Below are 21,289 nucleotides of genomic sequence, written 5' to 3' on the forward strand. Positions count from 1 at the left end.
GCTGAAATATATTTCCGGAATGAGATTTACGCCAGAGAAGTACTGCCGGTTTGCTTATCAGGACAGAACCTGCCCTGACCGCACTCCCAGCCAGTATGCGGTATCCTTGTGACGAAGGGCCGACGCTTTTATGACATCGCGTGAGGGCAGCGCTCCTCGCGCGGTGAAAAGGAATAGTTGCGCGAATGCATCGTCTGGTAATCTGTAGCCGCACTTAATAAGGGATATCCGTACCGTGACCATGTTTACCCACTCAGCGATCGCCAGCCTCAACAACCTTGAAATGATGGTCTACAACTACGTCATCAAAAATCCCGACAAGGTGATGTATATGACCATCCGCGAGCTGGCGGACGAGGCGGGCGTCTCCACCACCACCGTGCTGCGCTTCTGCCGCAAGCTTAACTGCGACGGCTATTCCGAGTTTCGCGTGCGCTTTAAATTGTATCTGGAGCAGAACGAGCCGCAGCAGGCTAATTTTGGTGCCAGTGAGATAATGAGTTTTTTCAGAAGCGTCAATAATGAAGAGTTCGATGCGCTGCTCGACGAGGCGGTAAATATTATTCTGCAATCTGAACGTATAATTTTTGTCGGGGCCGGGACATCTGGTGCGCTGGCAAAATATGGCGCGCGCTTCTTTTCAAACGTCGGGAAATTCAGTAACCACATTGATGACCCTTATTTCCCGGTGACCAGCGACATGGCCAAAAATGCGCTGGCGATTGTGCTATCCGTCTCCGGTGAAACCGAAGAGATCTTACGTTTTGCCAGTCAGTTCAGCCTGCATCGCTGCAAAGTGCTCTCCGTCACCAGCCATGAAAACTCCTCGCTGGCAAAGCTTGCCGACTTTAATCTCTCCTGGCACGTGCAGCCCATGCGCGTCGCCGGCGTGTATGACATCACAACCCAGATCCCGGTGATTTATATTCTGGAATCGCTGGGTCGGAAACTGGCCCGTCGGCTGGGATAAAAAACATATTGTTTTTTTGATGTAACAAGTAACCGAAACGGTTATTTGTTATATCGTGACTTTTGACCTTCGTTTGTTAGACTCGTTTTCAGCATTTATTCAGCGCCCGGTAATAACTGTGTAATTGACATTTATTTACCCAACGACGACGAGATAACAAGTATGAAAAAACTGACACTACCAAAAGACTTTTTATGGGGCGGCGCCGTAGCCGCACATCAGGTTGAAGGCGGTTGGGATAAAGGCGGCAAAGGCCCGAGCATTTGTGACGTGTTAACCGGCGGCGCACACGGCGTGCCGCGTGTCATCACCAAAAGCGTCGAACCCGGCAAGTATTACCCTAACCACGAAGCGATCGATTTTCACGGTCACTACAAAGAAGACATCAAACTGTTTGCCGAGATGGGCTTCAAATGTTTCCGCACCTCCATCGCCTGGACGCGTATCTTCCCGAAAGGGGATGAGACCCAGCCGAACGAAGAGGGGCTGCAGTTCTATGACGATATGTTTGATGAGCTGCTGAAATACAACATCGAGCCGGTAATCACCCTCTCCCACTTTGAAATGCCCCTGCACCTGGTGCAGGAGTACGGCGGCTGGACCAATCGCAAAGTCGTTGATTTCTTTGTACGCTTCGCCGAAGTGGTGTTCGAGCGTTACAAAAGCAAAGTGAAATACTGGATGACCTTTAACGAGATCAACAACCAGCGTAACTGGCGCGCGCCGCTGTTCGGCTACTGCTGCTCTGGCGTGGTTTACACCGAGCATGAGAACCCGGAAGAGGTGATGTACCAGGTGCTGCATCACCAGTTCGTTGCCAGCGCTCAGGCCGTGAAGATTGGTCATCGCATTAATCCGGACATGCAGATTGGCTGCATGCTGGCGATGGTACCGCTCTATCCGTTCTCCTGTAAGCCAGAAGACGTGATGTTCGCTCAGGAGTCTATGCGTGAGCGCTATGTGTTCACCGATGTGCAGCTGCGTGGCTACTATCCGTCCTACGTGCTAAACGAGTGGGAGCGCCGCGGATTCAACATCAAAATGGAAGAGGGCGACGAACAGATCCTGCGCGAAGGCTGCTGCGACTATCTGGGCTTTAGCTACTACATGACCAACGCCGTGAAAGCGGAAGGCGGCTCCGGCGACGCGCTGACCGGCTTCCAGGGCAGCGTACCTAACCCACACGTGAAAGCCTCCGACTGGGGATGGCAGATTGACCCGGTTGGCCTGCGCTATGCCCTGTGTGAGCTTTACGAGCGCTACCAGAAACCGCTGTTCATCGTTGAAAACGGCTTCGGTGCCTACGACAAGGTTGAGGCCGACGGCAGCATCAACGACGACTACCGCATCGACTACCTGCGTGCGCACGTGGAAGAAATGATGAAAGCGGTCACTTACGATGGTGTGGACCTGATGGGCTACACGCCGTGGGGCTGCATCGACTGCGTCTCCTTCACCACCGGGCAGTACAGCAAGCGTTACGGCTTTATCTACGTGAACAAACACGACGACGGCACCGGCGACATGTCACGTTCGCGTAAGAAGAGCTTTGACTGGTACAAGCAGGTTATCGCCAGCAACGGCGAGCAGCTCTAAACGAGGCGCTGACCGCGTTTCCGGCGGACGCGGTTCTCACCATCACGTTCTCGCGCCCCTCTTTGCATGAAAAGAGGGGCAGACATTATTTCCCGCCCGCCATATCAACAAAAGTGCCGGTCACATACGATGCCTTCTCGCTCAGAAGCCAGGCGATAGCCTGCGCAACCTCCTCCGGCTGACCGCCGCGCTGCATCGGTATCGCGCTTTTCACCCGATCGACCCGACCTGGTTCACCGCCCGAGGCGTGCATGTCGGTATAGATAAAGCCGGGGCGTACGCAGTTTACCCGGATCCCCTGCCCTGCCACTTCCAGCGACAGCCCTGTAGTCATGGAATCTATCGCGCCTTTCGAGGCGGCATAATCAACATATTCGCCCGGCGCGCCGAGACGCGAGGCCGCGGACGACACGTTAACGATCGCGCCACCTTTGCCGCCGTGCTGGTGCGACATGCGCTTCACCGCTTCGCGGCAGCAGAGGAAATAGCTGGTGACGTTGGTCATCAGCACCTCGTTGATCCGTGCCGCTGACAGATCCTCCAGCCGCGCCTGCTGAAAAAGAATGCCGGCGTTATTCACCAGCGCATCCAGCGGCCCCATAAAACGGTCGATCTGCTCGAACATCGTCACGACCTGCGCTTCATCCGACACGTCCGCCCGGATGGCCTGCGCCGTGCCACCCGCAACACGGATGTCGTCAACCACCGACTGCGCTGCCGCGTCGTTGGCATGGTAATTCACCACTACGCTATACCCCTGCTGGGCCAGCAGCAGTGCGGTAGCACGTCCAATTCCACGGCTTCCACCGGTCACCAGTGCAACAGCCATCATTTCCTCCAGAAATAAAAAAGGGCACCGAAGTGCCCTTAGATTACAGCAGGATAGCGGTTACTGGTATTCGCTCATCGGTACGCATGAGCAGAACAGATTGCGATCGCCGTAGACATCATCAAGACGTTTTACGGTCGGCCAGTACTTATTGGCAAAGCCTGCCGGGAAGGCGGCCAGCTCGCGGGTGTACGGGTGATCCCACTCGCCCACCAGCTCAGACTGGGTGTGCGGGGCATTAACCAGCGGGTTGTTATCCGCCGGCCATTCGCCGGCCGCCACGCGATCGATCTCGCTGCGGATCGTCAGCATCGCATCGATAAAGCGATCCAGCTCGACCTTACTTTCAGATTCGGTCGGCTCTACCATCAGCGTGCCGGCAACCGGGAATGACATGGTCGGCGCATGGAAGCCGTAGTCGATCAGACGTTTGGCAATATCCAGCTCGCTGATACCGGTCGCTTCCTTCAGCGGACGGATATCCAGGATGCATTCGTGCGCGACGCGGCCATCGCGGCCGGTGTAGAGCACCGGATACGCCGACTGCAGGCGGGTAGCGATGTAGTTAGCGTTGAGAATGGCGACCTGGCTGGCTTGTTTCAGCCCTTCAGAGCCCATCATACGAATATACATCCAGCTTATCGGCAGGATTGACGCGCTGCCAAACGGCGCGGCGGATACCGCACCCTGGCGAGTCAGCATGCCTTCGATCTGCACCACGCTGTGGCCCGGTACAAACGGTGCCAGATGCGCTTTGACGCCGATTGGCCCCATGCCCGGGCCGCCGCCGCCGTGCGGGATGCAGAAGGTTTTATGCAGGTTCAGGTGCGAGACGTCCGCGCCGATAAAGCCTGGCGTGGTAACACCCACCTGGGCATTCATGTTGGCGCCATCGAGATACACCTGGCCGCCGAACTGGTGCACGATCTCGCACACCTCACGAATGGTTTCTTCGTACACGCCGTGGGTAGACGGGTAGGTCACCATGATGCAGGAGAGCTTGTCGCCCGCCTGTTCGGCTTTCACACGCAGATCCGCCAGATCGATGTTGCCCTGCTTATCACAGGCCACAACCACAACCTGCATACTGGCCATCTGCGCCGATGCCGGGTTAGTACCGTGCGCGGAGGCCGGGATAAGACAGATATCGCGATGCCCCTCGTTGCGGCTTTCGTGATAGCGGCGAATCGCCAGCAGTCCCGCATACTCCCCCTGCGCGCCGGAGTTCGGCTGCATACAGAGCGCATCATAGCCGGTGAGTTTCACCAGCCAGTCGGAGAGCTGGCCGATCATCAGGTGATAGCCTTCCGCCTGATCCGCCGGACAGAACGGATGCAGTTCGGCAAACTCAGGCCAGGTGATCGGGATCATCTCCGCCGCGGCGTTAAGCTTCATGGTGCAGGAGCCGAGCGGGATCATCGCCTGGTTGAGGGCCAGATCTTTACGCTCCAGGCTGTGCATATAGCGCATCATTTCCGTTTCGCTGTGGTAGCGATTGAACACCGGGTGGGTAAGGATCGCATCGTTGCGCAGCATGGCAGAAGGAATCGAGCGGCTGTCGTGCGCCACGTCGCGATCGAGCACGTCGATATCCAGGCCGTGCGCATCGCCCAGCAGAACGGTAAACAGATTCGCCACATCCTCGCGGGTGGTAGTTTCATCCAGCGTGATGCCGACCGCATTGAGCACGTCGCTACGCAGGTTAATCTGCGCCGCCTCGGCACGAGCCAGCACCGCGGCTTTATCGGCCACCTCAACGCACAGGGTGTCGAACCAGTGGGCGTGACGCAGCTTCAGGCCGCCTTTTTGCAGACCCGCCGCCAGAATATCGGCAAAGCGGTGAATGCGGCTGGCAATACGCTTCAGCCCTTCCGGCCCGTGGAACACGGCGTAGAGGCTGGCGATATTGGCCAGCAGTACCTGGGAGGTACAGATGTTGGAGTTCGCCTTTTCACGACGAATATGCTGCTCGCGCGTTTGCATCGCCATGCGCAGCGCGGTGTTACCCGCCGCATCGCGGGAGACGCCGATGATGCGGCCCGGCATGGAGCGCTTGAACTCATCTTTCGCGCCAAAGAAGGCGGCGTGTGGGCCGCCGTAGCCCATCGGCACACCAAAGCGCTGTGCGGAACCGAACACGATGTCGGCGCCCTGTTTGCCCGGCGCGGTTAACAGCACCAGCGCCATCAGGTCGGCCGCCACGCTGACAATCACGTTGCGCGCCTTCAGTTCGCCAATCAGCGTGCCGTAGTCATGCACCTCCCCGGTGGTACCCACCTGCTGAAGCAGTACGCCGAACACGTCCTGGTGGTCGAGCACCCGGTCAGCCTCATCGACAATCACGTCAAAACCGAAGGTTTCCGCGCGGGTACGCACCACGTCGAGAGTTTGTGGGTGCACGTCGGCCGCCACGAAGAAGCGGTTAGCCTGTTTGAGCTTGCTGACGCGCTTCGCCATTGCCATCGCTTCGGCGGCGGCGGTCGCTTCATCAAGCAGCGATGCGGAGGCGATGTCCATCCCGGTCAGATCCAGCGTAACCTGCTGGAAGTTGAGCAGCGCTTCGAGACGCCCCTGGGAGACTTCCGGCTGATACGGGGTGTAGGCGGTGTACCAGCCCGGATTTTCCAGCATGTTACGCAGGATAACTGGCGGCAGGTGCACCGGGGTGTAGCCCATGCCAATGTAAGACTTAAAGCGCTTGTTCAACCCGGCGATGCTTTTCAGTTCCGCCAGCGCGGCGAATTCGGTGGTGGCGTCGCCGATGTGCGGCGGCGCATCAAGCTGGATATCCTTCGGCACGATCTGTGCGATCAGGGCGTTTAACGAATCCGCGCCAACCGCATTTAGCATCTCCTGCTGTTGCTGTGCATCCGGCCCGATGTGACGTTCGATAAAGGCGCCACGGTTTTCAAGCTGGCTTAAAGTCTGTGTCATGAGCGATGGTTCCTGAAACGTGCGGTGAATAGAAGGATCCCCTCCCGGCGGTGAGGGGCAAGGCGAGAAAAAACGGTGCCTTCCCGCCCCTGCGCGGACCCAACGTGGGCGCGCGCGACAGCAATTACTCGTCTAACAGCGCTTCGTACGCCGCGGCATCCAGCAAATCGGCGATCTGCGACTCGTCGCTGGCTTTGATTTTGAAAATCCAGCCCTGACCATAAGGCTCGCTGTTAACCAGTTCCGGGTTGTCGCTCAGGGCGTCGTTTACCGCCACGATTTCACCGCCAATCGGCGCATAGATATCGGAAGCGGCCTTGACGGACTCGGCCACTGCGCAGTCATCGCCCGCACTGACGGTGGTGCCCACGGCCGGCAGATCGACAAACACCATATCGCCCAGCAACTCCTGCGCATGCTCGGTGATCCCTACCGTCCAGGTGCCGTCGGCTTCCTGACGCAGCCATTCGTGCTCTTTGCTGTACTTCAGTTCTGCTGGAACATTGCTCATTGTTTTTCTCCTGATCCTGATAGCGATATCACTGCGCGACGGCTTTACCGGCGCGAACGAAAACGGGTTTGGTCACGCGAACCGGCATTTCACGGTTGCGGATTTGTACAATAGCGGTCTCGCCGATGCCCTGCGGGACACGCGCTAATGCAATGCTGTAGCCCAGCGTCGGGGAAAACGTGCCGCTGGTGATAACGCCTTCCTGCGGGTTGCCCTGGGCATCGGTGAAGCGCACCGGCAGGCCGTTACGCAGCACGCCTTTTTCGGTCATCACCAGCCCGACCAGCTGTTCGGTGCCATGCTCGCGCTGGGATTCGAGCGCATCGCGCCCGATAAACTGGCGATCGGCCGGTTCAAAGGCGATGGTCCAGCCCATGTTGGCGGCGAGCGGAGAGATCCCCTCGTCCATCTCCTGACCGTACAGGTTCATGCCGGCTTCCAGACGCAGCGTGTCGCGCGCGCCGAGGCCGCACGGCTGAACGCCCACCTTCACCAGCGCCTGCCAGAAATCCGCGGCCTGCTCGTTGGGCAGCGCAATCTCGTATCCCGCCTCGCCGGTATAACCGGTAGTGGCAATGAACAGATCGCCGGCCTGAACGCCAAAGAACGGCTTCATGCCGTCAACGGCCTGACGCTGCGCCTCGGTAAACAGCGTGCCCGCTTTCTCTTTTGCCTGCGGGCCCTGCACCGCGATAAGAGCCAGATCGTCGCGAACGGTGATCTCAACGCCGTAGGCCGCGGCATGCTCTTCAATCCAGGCGAGATCTTTCTCGCGGGTAGCGGAGTTCACCACGAGGCGGAAATAGTCTTCCGTCATAAAGTAGACAATCAGATCGTCGATCACGCCGGCGGAGGCGTTAAGCATGCCGGAATAGAGCGCTTTGCCCGGCGTGGTCAGTTTTGCCACGTCGTTGGCCAGCAGAAAACGCAGGAATTCCCGGGTGCGCGCGCCGCGCAGATCGACAATGGTCATATGGGAAACGTCGAACATGCCGGCGTCGCGGCGTACCGCGTGGTGCTCGTCGAGCTGCGAGCCGTAATGCAGTGGCATCATCCAGCCGTGGAAATCAACCATGCGTGCACCGCAGAGGGTGTGTTGTTCATACAAAGGGGTTTGTTGAGCCATCTTTTCCTCGGATTGTCAGCGGGTACGAAGGTGGGACGCCAGCCCGTAAACTCACAGGATGAACCCCCGAGCCACGACCCGTCCCGGTCGCGACGCAAACGTTACCTTTGGCCTGAACTTATCACCGAAGTAAGGGATTAACCATAAGTAAAAATGGGTCATCACATTAGCTTATGGCGCAAAATCGCCAAACGCGCCGCAGAGCTTTACGCTGAAGAGTGACGGCATTACCGCTGTAAAACATCGGCTATCGAGGGGGCAATGCGCATAAGTCAGCATTAAGCATGGAAAGCGGAGAAAAATGAGCGGATCGCAAAAATCGTCACATGAGTAAATCTAATCCGAAAAAATGGGTGAAATTAGAATATTTCAAACGAGGAGATTTTCCCTTTCCGCGGACGGAAAAGGGAAAGTGTGACGCAGTTAACGTAACCAGTCGGGGAGATCGTTCAGGCCCATCGCCTGGCGAATAAGCTGCGGTTTTACCCCTGGCAACCTGTCGGCAAGTTTAAGGCCGATATCGCGCAGCAGTTTTTTCGCCGGATGGGTACCAGCAAACAGTTCCTGGAAACCCTGCATGCCTGCCAGCATCAGCGCGGCGCTGTGCTTACGGTTGCGCTCGTAGCGGCGCAGATAAAGATGCTGGCCGATATCCTTGCCCTGGCGCTGCAAACGCCGCAGTTCGTCAATCAGCTCAGCGGCATCCATAAAGCCAAGGTTTACCCCCTGCCCCGCCAGCGGATGAATGGTATGGGCCGCATCGCCCACCAGCGCCAGACGGTGCGCGGCAAACTGACGCGCGTAGCGCCCGGTCAGAGGATGTACATGACGTTCGCTCTCGACGTGGCACAGGCCAAGCCGGTTATCAAAGGCCACGCACAGCGCCTGATTAAAGGTCTCCTCGTCGGCCTGCTGCATGCGCTGCGCCTCATCCGCCGGCAGCGACCAGACGATAGAGCAGAGATGCGGGTCGGCCAGCGGCAGGAACGCCAGAATGCCGTCGCCGTGGAACACCTGCCGCGCCACCTGCCGGTGCGGCTCGTCGGTACGGATGGTGGCGACCAGCGCATGGTGGCGGTAGTCCCAGAAGGTCAGCGGAATGTCCGCCCGCTCGCGCAGCCAGGAGTGCGCCCCGTCGGCGCCCACCACCAGACGCGCGGTGAGCATGGTGCCGTCGGTCAGGGTCAAAAACGCTTCGTTTTCACCAAAGGCGACCTGCTGCATCTGCGCCGGCGCGATAAGCGTGACGTCAGCGCAGCGCTGCGCCTTGTCCCACAGCGCCTGATGAATCACGGGGTTTTCGATGATATGCCCCAGATGGCTGTAGCCGAGCGATTTGTCATCGAAGGCGATCTGCCCAAAGCTGTCTTTGTCCCACACTTCCATGCCGTGATAAGGACTGTTGCGTCCACGCTGTATCTCGTCCCAGACGCCCAGCTTTTCCAGCAGTTTTTCACTGGCGGCGTTAATTGCCGACACGCGCAGCGCCGGCGGCGCATCGGCAGCCAGCGGCTCTGGCGCATGCTGCTCCAGCACCGCAACGCGAAGACCACTGCCCTGCAACCCGCAGGCAACCGCGAGGCCGACCATCCCACCGCCGACAATTGCCACATCTACGCTTTGCACATTCGTCTCCTTAACGTGCGACCCAGCCAAGGGTTCGCCTGGCCAGCACGTTTCGTGCTGGCGTAATCAGTTCCATCGCCATCAGGCCGAGATTACGGCCTGCCACCAGCGGCGCCCAACGGTTGGCGAAAAGATGCACCAGCCCGTCCGTCATGCCGATAGTGGCGGCTTTGTCCGCCTGGCGCTGCTGCTGCCAGGCCTGTAACACAGTGTAGCGTCCGCAGTCCGGATCGTCGTTGAAGGCGTCAGCAAGGTTCTCCGCCAGCGAAATGACGTCGCGCAGCCCCAGGTTGAAACCCTGTCCGGCAATCGGATGCAGCGTCTGCGCCGCGTTTCCCACCAGCGCCACGCGATGTGAAATCGTGCTGTCCGCCTGGCTAAGCGCCAGCGGATAGGCATTGCGAACCCCGGCGTGCACAATGCGACCAAGCCGCCAGCCGAACGCGCGTTGCAGCTCGTTGCAGAAGCGCTCGTCGCTCCAGTCAATTACCGCCTGCTGTTGGTCGCGGGGATGACACCACACCAGCGAGCAGCGGTTGCCCGACATCGGCAGCAGCGCCAGCGGACCATGCTCGGTAAAGCGCTCGAACGCGCGACCGCGATGGGGAACGGCGGTGGTCACGTTAGCGATCACCGCGACCTGATGATAATCCTGTTCGTGACGGGTAATGCCGCTTTGCGCACCGAGCGCCGAGCGGGCACCGTCGGCGGCGACCAGCAGACTGGCACTGAGCGTTTCGCCGGTATCTAGCGTCACGTGAACGCGCTGCGGGTCGCGGTCAAACTGCGCCACCCGCGCCGGGCAGTGCAGCGTCACGCCGGGTGCTTTGCGGAGCAGGGCAAAAAGGCGTTGGCCCACGTCATGCAGCTCAACGACCTGCCCCAGCGCCTGAATGTGGTAATCCTTCGCATCAAGCGTGACGAAGCCGGCATGGCCGCGATCGCTGACGTGGACGGTATGAATCGGCGTGGCGCGATCGGCAATGGCCTGCCAGATGCCGGTACGCGCCAGCTGCTGCGTGGTGCCGTGCGCAAGCGCAATGGCGCGGGCGTCAAAGCCCGGATGGCTGGCCGCTGACGGGTTGCTGGCTTCCACCAGATGCACTGGCAGCGCGCCGTTGGTCAGATGCGACAGGGTCAGGGCAAGGGTCGCACCCGCCATGCCGCCGCCCGCGATAATCACGCTCATGACTGACGCGCCGCCGCCATCAGGGCTTCAATATCATCGGCACGCTTCACGACGCTGGCGGTCAGGTTCTCGTTGCCGCTATCGGTAATGAGAATATTGTCTTCAATGCGGATGCCAATCCCGCGGTACTGCGCCGGGACGTCGGCGTCCGGTGCGATATACAGCCCCGGCTCCACCGTAATCACCATCCCCGGCTCCAGCGGCCGCGAGCGGTCCGGGCCGTACACGCCAACGTCATGCACGTCGAGCCCCAGCCAGTGGCTAAGTCCATGCATAAAGAACGGACGGTGGGCGTTTTCAGCAATCAGCGTCTCCACCTCACCGTGAAGAATGCCGAGATCCACCAGGCCGGTGACCATGATGCGCACCACCTCACCGGTGACGTCCTGAATAGAGACGCCGGGACGGAACAGGGTAAGAGAGGCTTCCAGCGACGCCAGCACGATGTCATAAACGGCACGCTGCGCCGGAGTAAATTTGCCACTCACCGGGAAGGTACGCGTGATATCACCCGCATAGCCACGGTATTCGCACCCGGCGTCAATCAGCACCAGATCGCCATCACGAAGCTCGCTCTCATTTTCGGTGTAGTGCAGGATGCAGCCGTTTTCACCGCTGCCGACGATGGTGTTATAGGCCGGATAGCGCGCGCCGTGGCGGTTAAACTCGTGATGGATTTCGCCTTCGAGATGATATTCGTACATTCCTGCACGGCACGTTTCCATCGCACGGGTATGCGCCAGCGCGCTGATTTCGCCGGCGCGGCGCATCACCGCCAGCTCCTCATCGGACTTGAACAGGCGCATCTCGTGCACCCAGGGACGCCAGTCGGTGAGCGTGGCCGGGGCGGTCAGGTTCTGACGCGAGCCCTTGCGCAGTTTATCCAGCGCGGTGAAGAGGATGGTATCGGCATAGCCATACTCGCCCTGAGCGTGGTACACCACGTCCAGTCCGTTCAGCAGCTGATAGAGCTGCTCATCGATTTCGCTGAAGGCCAGGGCGCGATCCACGCCCAGCGCGTCGGGTGCCGCATCCTGCCCAAGACGACGACCAAACCAGATCTCGGCGTTTTTGTCGCGCACCCGGTTGAACAACACGCTGTGGTTATGGTTTTCATCGCTTTTGATCAGCAGCAGCACGGCTTCAGGCTCGTTAAAGCCGGTGAAATACCAGAAATCGCTGTTCTGCCGATACGGATACTCGCTGTCCGCGCTGCGCGGCGCTTCTGGCGCGGCGAAAATCAGTGCCGCGCTGGCCGGAGCCATCTTTGCCAGTAACGCCTGGCGACGTCGACGATATTCCTGGGGCGTCATGACCTCTCCTCAAAAGCGATGGATATGAATTAGTGTAGCGTCGGCTTTTGCACTTCCGGTGCCGTAGGCGGCTGGCGGTTGAAGCGGTCATGGCACAGCAGGGCCGCCACGCGGACGTACTCCACGATCTCTTCCAGCGACATCTCCAGCTCTTCCTGATCTTCATCTTCGTCGTAGCCAAGCTGAGCGATGTTACGCAGATCGTCGATCGCCTCGCCCGCTTCGCCGGTGACCTTGTCCAGCTTCGGCTGGGTCACGCCCAGGCCCAGCAGGAAGTGGTTCACCCAGCCAGCTAACGCATCGGCGCGATCGAACACCGTCACCGCATCGCCGTCCGGAAGATAGAGCTGAAACTGAAAGCCGTCGTCTTCCAGCGCATCGCCGGTGGCCGCGTGCATCTGACGCAGCATCTGCGCCAGGTTCTGCCCGAACGCGAGGCCTTCGTTAGTCAGGTCGTGCAGCAGCGGCTGCCAGGTGCTGTCGTTGTTGCCGCCGCACAGCATGCCGCTGATAAGGCCGTGCATTTCCGCAGGCGTTAAGCCGACATCCTGCTGGGAAAGCAACTGGCCCAGTTCCTCGTAGCCAGGTAATTCGTTATTTGTAGACATAGCATTCGTCGTCGTTGGGAGGTTAAGATCGTGATATGCTACCACTTTGGACCCTGGTGAACCAGAAAGGGCTTGTGTCATCAAATCAGGGTAGCTATAGTGTCGCCCCTTCGCAGCCCAGGCAGGCCGGCGGTGAGGGTCGCGCAGTCAAACAGCAGGAAGGTGTCATGTCTGCACAACCAGTCGATATCCAAATTTTTGGCCGTTCTCTGCGGGTGAATTGTCCGCCTGAACAGAGAGATGCGCTGAATCAGGCAGCAGAAGACCTGAACCAGCGGTTGCAAGATCTGAAAGTTCGCACTAGAGTCACAAATACAGAGCAACTGGTCTTCATCGCAGCACTTAACGTCTGTTATGAGCTCGCACAGGAAAAGACCAAAACCCGCGACTACGCCTCCAGCATGGAACAGCGTATTCGGATGCTACAGCAGACCATTGAGCAAGCGTTACTTGACCAGGGTCGCATTAGCGAAAGATCGGGTCCAAAGTTCGAATAACGGATAACACTTCAGGGTTCTTTATGTTAGAGTTACCGTGAAGTACAAAATTTCTCTGAGATGTTCGCAAGCGGGCCAGTCCCCTGAGCCGATATTTCAAAAAAACAGAATGTGACGCTCCACGGTCGGTGAGCATGCTCGGTTCGTCCGAGAAGCCTTAAGACCGTGACGACGCATTCACCTTGAACCGCGGGTTCAAGGGTTACAGCCTGCGGCGGCATCTCGGAGATTCCCTCTCTTTTACCACAGCCTTGTTCCTGCGCAACGCGCGCTTTTCCAGATAAGCGTATGACATGACGCAACATCCTCTCCCGGCATCATCCCGACAAGAAATTCGTAAGCATATCCGGCAATTACGTCGTGCCTTAACCCCTGAACAGCAAGCCCATTTCGCCGATCTGGCTGCCAATCGCATGATGGCATGGCCCCCTGTGGTGCTGGCGCATAACGTCGCGGTATTCCTGTCGTTCGATGGCGAGCTCGACACGCGTCCGCTGATTGACCGCCTGTGGCGCGCCGGTAAGCGCGTGTACCTGCCGGTGCTGCACCCTTTCAGCCCCGGAAACCTGCTGTTCCTGCATTACCATCCCGAGAGCGAACTGCAGATCAATCGGCTGAACATCCACGAGCCGAAGCTGGATGTGCGCGACGTGCTGCCCCTGGATCGGCTGGACGTGCTGGTGACGCCGCTGGTAGCGTTTGATATCCACGGCCAGCGCCTGGGCATGGGGGGCGGATTTTACGACCGCACGCTGCAAAACTGGCAGCAGCACGGCATCAGCCCGGTGGGCTATGCGCATGACTGCCAGCAGGTGGCGCAGCTGCCCGTAGAGGAGTGGGACGTTCCGCTCCCGGCGGTGGTCACCCCATCCCGCCTATGGGAGTGGTAAACGGCAGCGCTCTACCGATAAAAAAAAGCCCCCGCATCGCGAGGGCTTTTTTTTCAACGCCTGAAAATGTGAAACAAAACTTATCAATAAAGCAGGCGAGCGCGGATGGTGCCCGGAATCGCCTTCATGCTTTGCAGCGCTTTGTTCGCCACATCTTCCTGCGCATCGATATCAATGACCACGTAACCCATCTGCGGCGTTGTTTGCAGGAACTGCGCGGCGATGTTGACGCCCTGCTCGGCAAAAATCTGGTTGATGGCGGTCAGCACGCCGGGACGGTTCTCGTGAATGTGCAGCAGACGACTCACGGTACCACCGTGCAGCGGAAGCGACACTTCCGGGAAGTTAACCGCTGACAGCGTAGAGCCGTTATCGGAATATTTGGCCAGTTTGCCGGAGACTTCGAGGCCGATGTTCTCCTGCGCTTCCTGGGTGGAGCCGCCGATATGGGGCGTCAGGATCACGTTATCGAACTCGATCAGCGCTGAGGTAAACGGATCGCTGTTGGTGGCAGGCTCTTCCGGGAACACGTCGATGGCCGCGCCGGCCAGATGTTTCGTACGCAGCGCGTCACACAGGGCGGGAATGTCCACCACGGTACCGCGTGCGGCGTTGATCAACAGCGCGCCTGGCTTCATCAGTGCCAGCTCTTCTGCACCGATCATGTCTTTGGTCGAGGCGTTCTCCGGTACGTGCAGGCTCACCACGTCGCTCATGTTCAGCAGATCGGAGAGATGCTGCACCTGGGTAGCGTTCCCGAGCGGCAGTTTGCTTTCGATATCATAAAAATAGACGTACATGCCCAGCGATTCGGCGAGGATGCCAAGCTGGGTGCCGATGTGACCGTAGCCGATAATCCCCAGCTTTTTCCCGCGCGCCTCATAGGAACCGGCCGCCAGTTTGTTCCAGATACCGCGGTGCGCTTTCGCGTTCGCCTCGGGGATCCCACGCAGCAGCAGCAGCAGTTCGCCGATGACCAGCTCTGCGACCGAACGGGTGTTAGAGAACGGCGCGTTGAACACCGGAATACCCCGGGTTGCTGCCGCGTTGAGGTCGACCTGGTTGGTGCCGATGCAGAAGCAGCCTACCGCGACCAGTTTTTCGGCGGCGGCGAAAATCTCTTCAGTCAAATGGGTACGGGATCGAATACCAATGAAATGCGCATCGCGAATCGAGGCTTTCAGCGCCTCGCTGTCCAGCGCGCCTTTGTGAAATTCGATGTTGGTATAACCGGCTGCGCGCAGGTTATCGATTGCTTTCTGGTGCACGCCTTCCACCAGCAGGAATTTAATTTTGCTCTTATCCAGCGATACTTTTGCCATTTCCCGACCCTGTTTGTCTGTACTGAGAGTGTGCTGAGCTTGTCACCCGCGTCGATTCAACATATCAAAAAAAACTATCGCGGCAATATGAACGTTTGCGCAGGTCATTTGAGCAAACGTCATGCAGCGGCGGAAAGCAGCAGAAAATACTGGCTGTTGAAAGCTAACCGGAATGAAGTTGAGAAAGGGTGGGGATATGTGACAGATGTCACCAAATATGCCGGTGTCGTTTTTTTTACAGTGCGGGGGCGCCGGGGCACCCCCTTCAGATCATTTTACGATGGTTTTCACGCCGTCGGGGCCGCCGATAAGTGCAATGTCCGCACCACGGTTGGCAAACAGCCCGACGGTCACCACGCCCGGCAGGCCGTTAATCGCATTTTCCAGCGCGATGGGATCGAGGATCTCCAGACCGTGCACGTCGAGGATAATATTGCCGTTATCCGTCACCACGCCCTGACGGTACTCCGGACGCCCGCCCAGCTTCACCAGCTGGCGCGCCACGGCGCTACGCGCCATCGGAATTACCTCTACCGGCAATGGGAACGCACCGAGGATCGCCACCTGCTTTGAGGCGTCGGCGATGCAGATAAACTTCTCGGCTACCGAGGCGATGATTTTTTCACGCGTCAGCGCCGCGCCGCCGCCTTTTATCATCTGCATGCGATCGTTGATCTCATCCGCGCCATCAACGTAAATCCCCAGGGAATCCACCTCGTTCAGGTCAAATACCGGAATGCCGAGGCTTTTGAGTTTTTCGGTGGAGGCATCGGAGCTGGACACTGCGCCGTCAATCTGATGACGCACCGTTCCCAGCGCATCAATGAAGTGCGCGGCGGTGGAACCCGTGCCGACGCCCACAATGGTGCCCGGCTGCACGTACTGGAGCGCGGCCCAACCAACGGCCTTTTTTAATTCATCCTGGGTCATGATCTTTCGCCTGTGGTAAAGAAACTGCCGCGGATTATAACCCTATCCACCGGGACATTCCCGCCCGGAATCGTAAGGGTGTGATTTAACCGAAAGGCTCTGTAACAAAGGTAAATTTATGTCATAGTGCTGGGCATATTAAAACAGGAGTGCGTGGAGCCATGAAACGCCCGGACTATAGAACTTTACAGGCGCTGGATGCGGTCATCCGCGAGCGTGGATTCGAGCGCGCGGCTCAGAAGCTGTGTATCACGCAGTCCGCCGTCTCACAGCGCATTAAGCAGCTGGAAAACATGTTTGGCCAGCCGCTGCTGGTACGTACCGTCCCGCCGCGCCCGACCGAGCAGGGGCAAAAGCTGCTGGCGCTGCTGCGTCAGGTGGAGCTGCTGGAAGAGGAGTGGCTCGGTGATGAGCAAACCGGTGCGACGCCCCTGCTGCTGTCGCTGGCGGTCAACGCCGACAGTCTGGCAACTTGGCTGCTGCCGGCGCTGGCCCCGGTGCTGGCCGACTCCCCTATTCGCCTGAACCTTCAGGTTGAGGACGAAACCCGCACCCAGGAGCGTCTTCGCCGCGGTGAAGTGGTGGGCGCGGTGAGTATTCAGTCTCAGGCGCTGCCGAGCTGCCTCGTTGACCAGCTGGGGGCGCTCGACTATCTGTTTGTCGGCTCAAAGGCTTTCGCCGAACGCTATTTTCCCAACGGCGTCACGCGTTCCGCCCTGCTGAAAGCCCCCGCCGTCGCCTTCGACCATCTCGACGATATGCATCAGGCGTTTTTACAGCAGAATTTCGATCTGCCGCCCGGCAGCGTGCCGTGTCATATCGTGAACTCATCTGAAGCCTTCGTGCAGCTGGCCCGTCAGGGCACCACCTGCTGCATGATCCCCCATCTGCAAATCGAGAAAGAGCTCAACAGCGGCGAGCTTATCGATTTGACGCCGGGCCTGTTCCAGCGCCGGATGCTTTACTGGCATCGGTTTGCGCCGGAAAGCCGCATGATGCGCAACGTCACCGATGCGCTGCTGAGCCACGGCCATCGGGTGCTGCGCCAGGATTAAGGCAAAAAAAAGCCCCGCCATACTGCGCGGGGCTTTTTTTATCGGTCGATTACTTCGCGGGCGTAGTGGCCGGCGTTGCCGGAGATGTAGCGCTCTGGGCGTTACCGTTACCGTTTTCGCCCGGCTGCAGTTCAAAGACCACATCCACCTGATCGTCAAACTGAATGGTCGGCTGCTCGTAGCTTTCCTGGGCTGACGCTGGTGCGGCATCGGCCTTCATCATCCGCACCATCGGCTGCGGCTGATAGTTGGAGACGTGATAGCGCACGCTGTAGACGCTGCCAAGCTTGCTGCTGAAGCCAGACGCCAGCTGTTCTGCCTGATGGATAGCGTCTTTGATGGCCGCTTTGCGCGCCTCGTCCTTATAGCTTTCCGGCTTCGCGACGCCCAGCGATACGGAGCGGATCTCATTCAGACCGGCCTTCAGCGCGCCGTCCAGAATCGAATTCAGCTTATCCAGCTCACGCAGCGTCACTTCCACGGTGCGCACGGCGCGATAGCCTTTGAGAATGCTTTTGCCATCCTGATAGTCGTAATCCGGCTGGGTACGCAGATTCGCCGAGGCGATATCCTTTTTCTCGACGTTATTGTTTTGCAGGAACGTCAGGTATTGCGCAACGCGGTCGTCGGCCTGTTTCTTGGCGGACGCGGCATCTTTCGCCGCCACGTTCACTTCGATGGTCAGGGTGGCGATATCCGGAACAGCGTCAACGCTGGCGGTACCGGTAGTGACAATATGCGGACCGTTTGGCAGCTCGTTTGCCAGCGCCGGGAATGTGCTGCATCCAATCAGGGCCGCCAGGGCCATCATCTTAAACTTCACTGTTATTTCTCCTTGCTGTGCCGGGAAAGGATAACCCGTCGAAAAATGACGAGCCTCTGTCGCAGAGAGTAAACCCTGCGACGTCTAAGTCTATCGGATTAAGATTAGTTAATAATGCCCAAAAGGTGGGAGAAACCCTCCCGGGCCAGCATCAGCGCAATCACCCACATTACGACGCCCACCAGCGCATTAATGATGCGCTGTGCCGTGACGGTGCGCAGGCGCGGCGCAAGCCAGGCGGCCAGCAGCGCCAGGCCGAAGAACCACAGCACCGAGGCGCTGATGGTGCCCAGCGCGAACCAGCGTTTCGGCTCGTCCGCCATCTGCCCGCCCAGGCTGCCCAGCACCACGAACGTATCCAGATAGACGTGGGGATTAAGCCAGGTCACCGCCAGCATGGTAGCGATAAGGCGCAGTCGCCCCTGCTTCAATGCCTGCGCGCTGACCATTTCAATGTTCCGGCTCAGTGCGGTTTTCAGCGCCCCCCAGCCATACCACAGCAGGAAGGCCACGCCTCCCCAGGTCACCAGGGTCAGCAGCAATGGAGACTGCGTAAGTAATGCGCTGCCGCCAAAGATGCCGGCGCTGATCAGGACAATATCGCTCAGTGCGCACAGGCTGGCGATCATCAGATGGTATTGACGGCGGATGCCCTGATTTAATACAAAGGCGTTTTGCGGGCCAAGGGGGAGGATCATGGCCGCGCCCAGCGCAAGCCCTTGAAAATAGTATGCAATCACAATTAATTCTCTGCTCATTCAGGATATGAAGCAGACTATAGCGCCGCCGTCTCATTAGCGGAAATGGATAATTTTAATCGCTTATAAGCAAGGCTAATATTGATAACCACAAAAAAGCCGACCATAGTCGGCTTTGGGATTTAGTGATTAACCGGCGCCTGCTCGTACTCTTTCTCCGGCGCTTTAACTCGTTTGAAGTTTACGTCCATCTGCGGATACGGGATGCTGATGCCGTTGGCGTCGAACGCTTTTTTGATGCGCTCCAGTAAGTCCCAACGAACGTTCTGTAAATCGCTGCTGTTACTCCAGACGCGGATCACAAAGTCGACCGAGGAAGCCCCTAACTCGTTCAGGCGCACCGTCATTTCACGATCCTTAAGAACACGCTCGTCGGACTGGATAATATCCGTCAGGATCTGCTTCACCTGATCGATATCCGCCTCGTAAGAAACGCCGATGATAATCTCGTTGCGGCGCACCGGCTCACGGGAGAAGTTGATGATATTGTTGGCAATGATTTTCCCGTTTGGGATCACAACGATGCGCGCGTCCACGGTACGCAAGGTAGTGGAGAAGATCTGCACGTTGAGCACGGTACCGGCCACGCCGCCCAGATCGACATACTCGCCGGCGCGGAACGGACGGAAGGTCACCAGCAGCACGCCCGCCGCCAGGTTGGAGAGCGAGCCTTGCAACGCCAGGCCAATGGCCAGACCGGCGGCACCCAGCACCGCGATCACCGAGGCGGTCTGCACCCCAACGCGGCCCAGGGCGGCAATCAGCGTGAACGCGATAACTCCATAGCGCAGCAGCGCTGAGAGGAAGTCGGCTACCGTGGCATCAATGTGGCGGGCGCGCATCACGCGGTTCGCCCCGTTGGACACCATGCGGGCGATGATCATCCCCACAATAATGATGGCAATCGCGGCCACAATATTGACAACATAACTCAGCAGCAGCGCCTGGTTGCGCACCAGCCATCCGCCGGCGTTATTGATGCTGTCTACCACGTTCAAATCATCCATCATAATTTCCTTCAAAACTGCCCCTCAGGGGCGAAAAACATACGCGGTAATCGCGGTATGTGCAGGTAATTTAAGGGTAAACAAAAAGCGGAGAGTTTGCCAAACCGTAGGCGCAATAAGCTGTTACAGAAGATGTGCATAAAAAAAGGCCCGCATCAGCGGGCCTTGGTCGTCAGGGCAGTCAGCAGATTACAGCACGTCTACCGCGTTCAGTTCTTTGAACGCCTGCTCCAGACGGGTCACCATGCTGGTCTGCGCAGCACGCAGCCAGACACGCGGATCGTAGTATTTCTTGTTCGGCTGGTCTTCGCCTTTCGGGTTGCCCAGCTGAGACTGCAGGTAAGCCTCGTTCTCTTTGTAGTACTTCAGAATACCGTCCCAGGTAGCCCACTGGGTGTCGGTATCGATGTTCATTTTGATCACGCCGTAGCTTACGGAGTCTTTGATTTCCTGCGCAGAGGAACCGGAACCGCCGTGGAATACGAAGTTCAGGCTGTTGTGCGGCAGGTTGTGTTTTTTGGACACGTATTCCTGAGAGTCGCGCAGAATGGTCGGGGTCAGCTTCACGTTACCCGGCTTGTAAACGCCGTGTACGTTACCGAAGGAGGCCGCGATGGTGAAGCGCGGGCTGATCGCGTTCAGTTTGGTGTACGCGTAATCAACGTCTTCCGGCTGGGTGTACAGTGCAGAAGCGTCCATGTGGCTATTGTCCACGCCATCTTCTTCACCGCCGGTGCAGCCCAGTTCGATCTCAAGAGTCATGCCCAGTTTAGACATGCGCTCCAGGTACTTAGAGCAGATCTCGATGTTCTCTTCCAGAGACTCTTCAGACAGGTCGATCATGTGGGAAGAGAACAGCGGTTTACCGGTAGCCGCGAAGTGTTTTTCACCCGCGTCCAGCAGACCGTCGATCCACGGCAACAGTTTCTTCGCGCAGTGGTCAGTGTGCAGGATAACCGGAACACCGTAGTGCTCAGCCATCTGATGTACGTGATGCGCACCAGAGATAGCGCCAAGGATAGCCGCTTCCTGGCCTTCGCCTTTGAAGCCTTTACCGGCGATAAATGCAGCACCACCGTTAGAGAACTGAACGATAACCGGCGCTTTTACTTTCGCTGCGGTTTCCAGAACGGCGTTGATAGAGTCGGTGCCAACGCAGTTTACTGCTGGCAGGGCAAAGTTGTTCTCTTTAGCTACCTTGAACACTTTCTGAACGTCATCACCAGTGATCACGCCAGGTTTTACGAAATCAAAAATTTTAGACATATTCGTCGTCCTGTATCTTCGGCCGTTATACCCACTGTC

The 21,289-nt window shown here is 58.2% G+C and carries 19 protein-coding genes and 1 other RNA gene; 6 read left to right on the forward strand and 14 right to left on the reverse strand.

The window, feature by feature from the left end; genetic code table 11:
* Positions 1-241: 241 nt before the first annotated feature.
* Entirely contained in the window at positions 242-970 is a 729-nt protein-coding gene (locus DW58_RS16095) for a MurR/RpiR family transcriptional regulator (RefSeq protein ID WP_029696367.1), read from the forward strand.
* Positions 971-1,132: 162 nt separating this feature from the next.
* Positions 1,133-2,566, forward strand: coding sequence for a 6-phospho-beta-glucosidase (locus DW58_RS16100; protein WP_024549927.1), 1,434 nt, complete (start codon positions 1,133-1,135; stop codon positions 2,564-2,566).
* A gap of 85 nt (positions 2,567-2,651) precedes the next feature.
* On the opposite strand, the gene DW58_RS16105 is transcribed toward DW58_RS16100, so the two are convergent.
* The 8 genes from DW58_RS16105 to DW58_RS16140 form a co-directional block, all read right to left on the reverse strand.
* A complete protein-coding gene (locus DW58_RS16105; RefSeq protein ID WP_024549926.1) occupies positions 2,652-3,395 on the reverse strand; it encodes an SDR family oxidoreductase in 744 nt (247 codons plus the stop codon).
* A gap of 60 nt (positions 3,396-3,455) precedes the next feature.
* Positions 3,456-6,329, reverse strand: coding sequence for an aminomethyl-transferring glycine dehydrogenase (gcvP, locus tag DW58_RS16110; protein WP_024549925.1), 2,874 nt, complete (start codon positions 6,327-6,329; stop codon positions 3,456-3,458).
* A gap of 124 nt (positions 6,330-6,453) precedes the next feature.
* Entirely contained in the window at positions 6,454-6,840 is a 387-nt protein-coding gene (gene gcvH / locus DW58_RS16115; protein ID WP_024549924.1) for a glycine cleavage system protein GcvH, read from the reverse strand.
* Positions 6,841-6,868: 28 nt separating this feature from the next.
* Entirely contained in the window at positions 6,869-7,966 is a 1,098-nt protein-coding gene (gene gcvT / locus DW58_RS16120; RefSeq protein WP_024549923.1) for a glycine cleavage system aminomethyltransferase GcvT, read from the reverse strand.
* Positions 7,967-8,389: 423 nt separating this feature from the next.
* Entirely contained in the window at positions 8,390-9,592 is a 1,203-nt protein-coding gene (gene ubiI, locus DW58_RS16125) for an FAD-dependent 2-octaprenylphenol hydroxylase (protein ID WP_024549922.1), read from the reverse strand.
* Between the two features lie 10 nt (positions 9,593-9,602).
* The gene (gene ubiH / locus DW58_RS16130) at positions 9,603-10,781 is read right to left on the reverse strand and encodes a 2-octaprenyl-6-methoxyphenyl hydroxylase (protein WP_024549921.1); all 1,179 of its coding nucleotides are present in this window, start codon (positions 10,779-10,781) and stop codon (positions 9,603-9,605) included.
* Positions 10,778-12,094, reverse strand: coding sequence for a Xaa-Pro aminopeptidase (gene pepP / locus DW58_RS16135; RefSeq protein WP_024549920.1), 1,317 nt, complete (start codon positions 12,092-12,094; stop codon positions 10,778-10,780). The genes ubiH and pepP overlap by 4 nt, the downstream gene beginning before the upstream one ends.
* A gap of 29 nt (positions 12,095-12,123) precedes the next feature.
* Positions 12,124-12,702 carry a YecA/YgfB family protein gene (locus DW58_RS16140; RefSeq protein WP_024549919.1) on the reverse strand — a complete coding sequence of 193 codons (579 nt, stop codon included), beginning with the start codon at positions 12,700-12,702 and terminating at the stop codon, positions 12,124-12,126.
* Positions 12,703-12,869: 167 nt separating this feature from the next.
* On the opposite strand from DW58_RS16140, the gene zapA reads away from it, so the two are divergent.
* From zapA to DW58_RS16150, 3 genes are all read left to right on the forward strand, one after another.
* Positions 12,870-13,199 (forward strand): cell division protein ZapA, encoded by a 330-nt coding sequence (gene zapA, locus DW58_RS16145; RefSeq protein WP_024549918.1) that lies wholly within the window; start codon positions 12,870-12,872, stop codon positions 13,197-13,199.
* 49 nt (positions 13,200-13,248) lie between these two features.
* Positions 13,249-13,432, forward strand: a non-coding RNA gene (ssrS, locus tag DW58_RS20360) — 6S RNA.
* A 60-nt stretch (positions 13,433-13,492) separates the two neighbouring features.
* Positions 13,493-14,089 (forward strand): 5-formyltetrahydrofolate cyclo-ligase, encoded by a 597-nt coding sequence (locus DW58_RS16150; protein ID WP_035885449.1) that lies wholly within the window; start codon positions 13,493-13,495, stop codon positions 14,087-14,089.
* 83 nt (positions 14,090-14,172) lie between these two features.
* Here DW58_RS16150 and serA read toward each other — a convergent pair whose 3' ends face one another.
* The gene (gene serA, locus DW58_RS16155; protein WP_024549916.1) at positions 14,173-15,411 is read right to left on the reverse strand and encodes a phosphoglycerate dehydrogenase; all 1,239 of its coding nucleotides are present in this window, start codon (positions 15,409-15,411) and stop codon (positions 14,173-14,175) included.
* Positions 15,412-15,681: 270 nt separating this feature from the next.
* Positions 15,682-16,341 carry a ribose-5-phosphate isomerase RpiA gene (gene rpiA, locus DW58_RS16160; protein WP_035885448.1) on the reverse strand — a complete coding sequence of 220 codons (660 nt, stop codon included), beginning with the start codon at positions 16,339-16,341 and terminating at the stop codon, positions 15,682-15,684.
* 161 nt (positions 16,342-16,502) lie between these two features.
* Here rpiA and argP point away from each other — a divergent pair, with 161 nt between their 5' ends.
* Positions 16,503-17,396 (forward strand): DNA-binding transcriptional regulator ArgP, encoded by an 894-nt coding sequence (gene argP, locus DW58_RS16165; RefSeq protein ID WP_024549915.1) that lies wholly within the window; start codon positions 16,503-16,505, stop codon positions 17,394-17,396.
* Between the two features lie 49 nt (positions 17,397-17,445).
* On the opposite strand, the gene DW58_RS16170 is transcribed toward argP, so the two are convergent.
* From DW58_RS16170 to fbaA, 4 genes are all read right to left on the reverse strand, one after another.
* Positions 17,446-18,219, reverse strand: a complete 774-nt coding sequence (locus DW58_RS16170; RefSeq protein WP_024549914.1) for an oxidative stress defense protein — start codon at positions 18,217-18,219, stop codon at positions 17,446-17,448.
* Positions 18,220-18,323: 104 nt separating this feature from the next.
* Positions 18,324-18,959, reverse strand: a complete 636-nt coding sequence (gene argO, locus DW58_RS16175; protein WP_024549913.1) for an arginine exporter ArgO — start codon at positions 18,957-18,959, stop codon at positions 18,324-18,326.
* A gap of 140 nt (positions 18,960-19,099) precedes the next feature.
* Positions 19,100-19,984 (reverse strand): small-conductance mechanosensitive channel MscS, encoded by an 885-nt coding sequence (gene mscS, locus DW58_RS16180; protein ID WP_024549912.1) that lies wholly within the window; start codon positions 19,982-19,984, stop codon positions 19,100-19,102.
* Between the two features lie 189 nt (positions 19,985-20,173).
* On the reverse strand, positions 20,174-21,250 hold the full coding sequence (gene fbaA, locus DW58_RS16185; protein WP_024549911.1) for a class II fructose-bisphosphate aldolase: 1,077 nt from the start codon (positions 21,248-21,250) through the stop codon (positions 20,174-20,176).
* Positions 21,251-21,289: the final 39 nt, after the last annotated feature.

The sequence above is a fragment of the Siccibacter turicensis LMG 23730 genome (assembly GCF_000463155.2).
In the GTDB taxonomy this organism is placed as follows: domain Bacteria; phylum Pseudomonadota; class Gammaproteobacteria; order Enterobacterales; family Enterobacteriaceae; genus Siccibacter; species Siccibacter turicensis.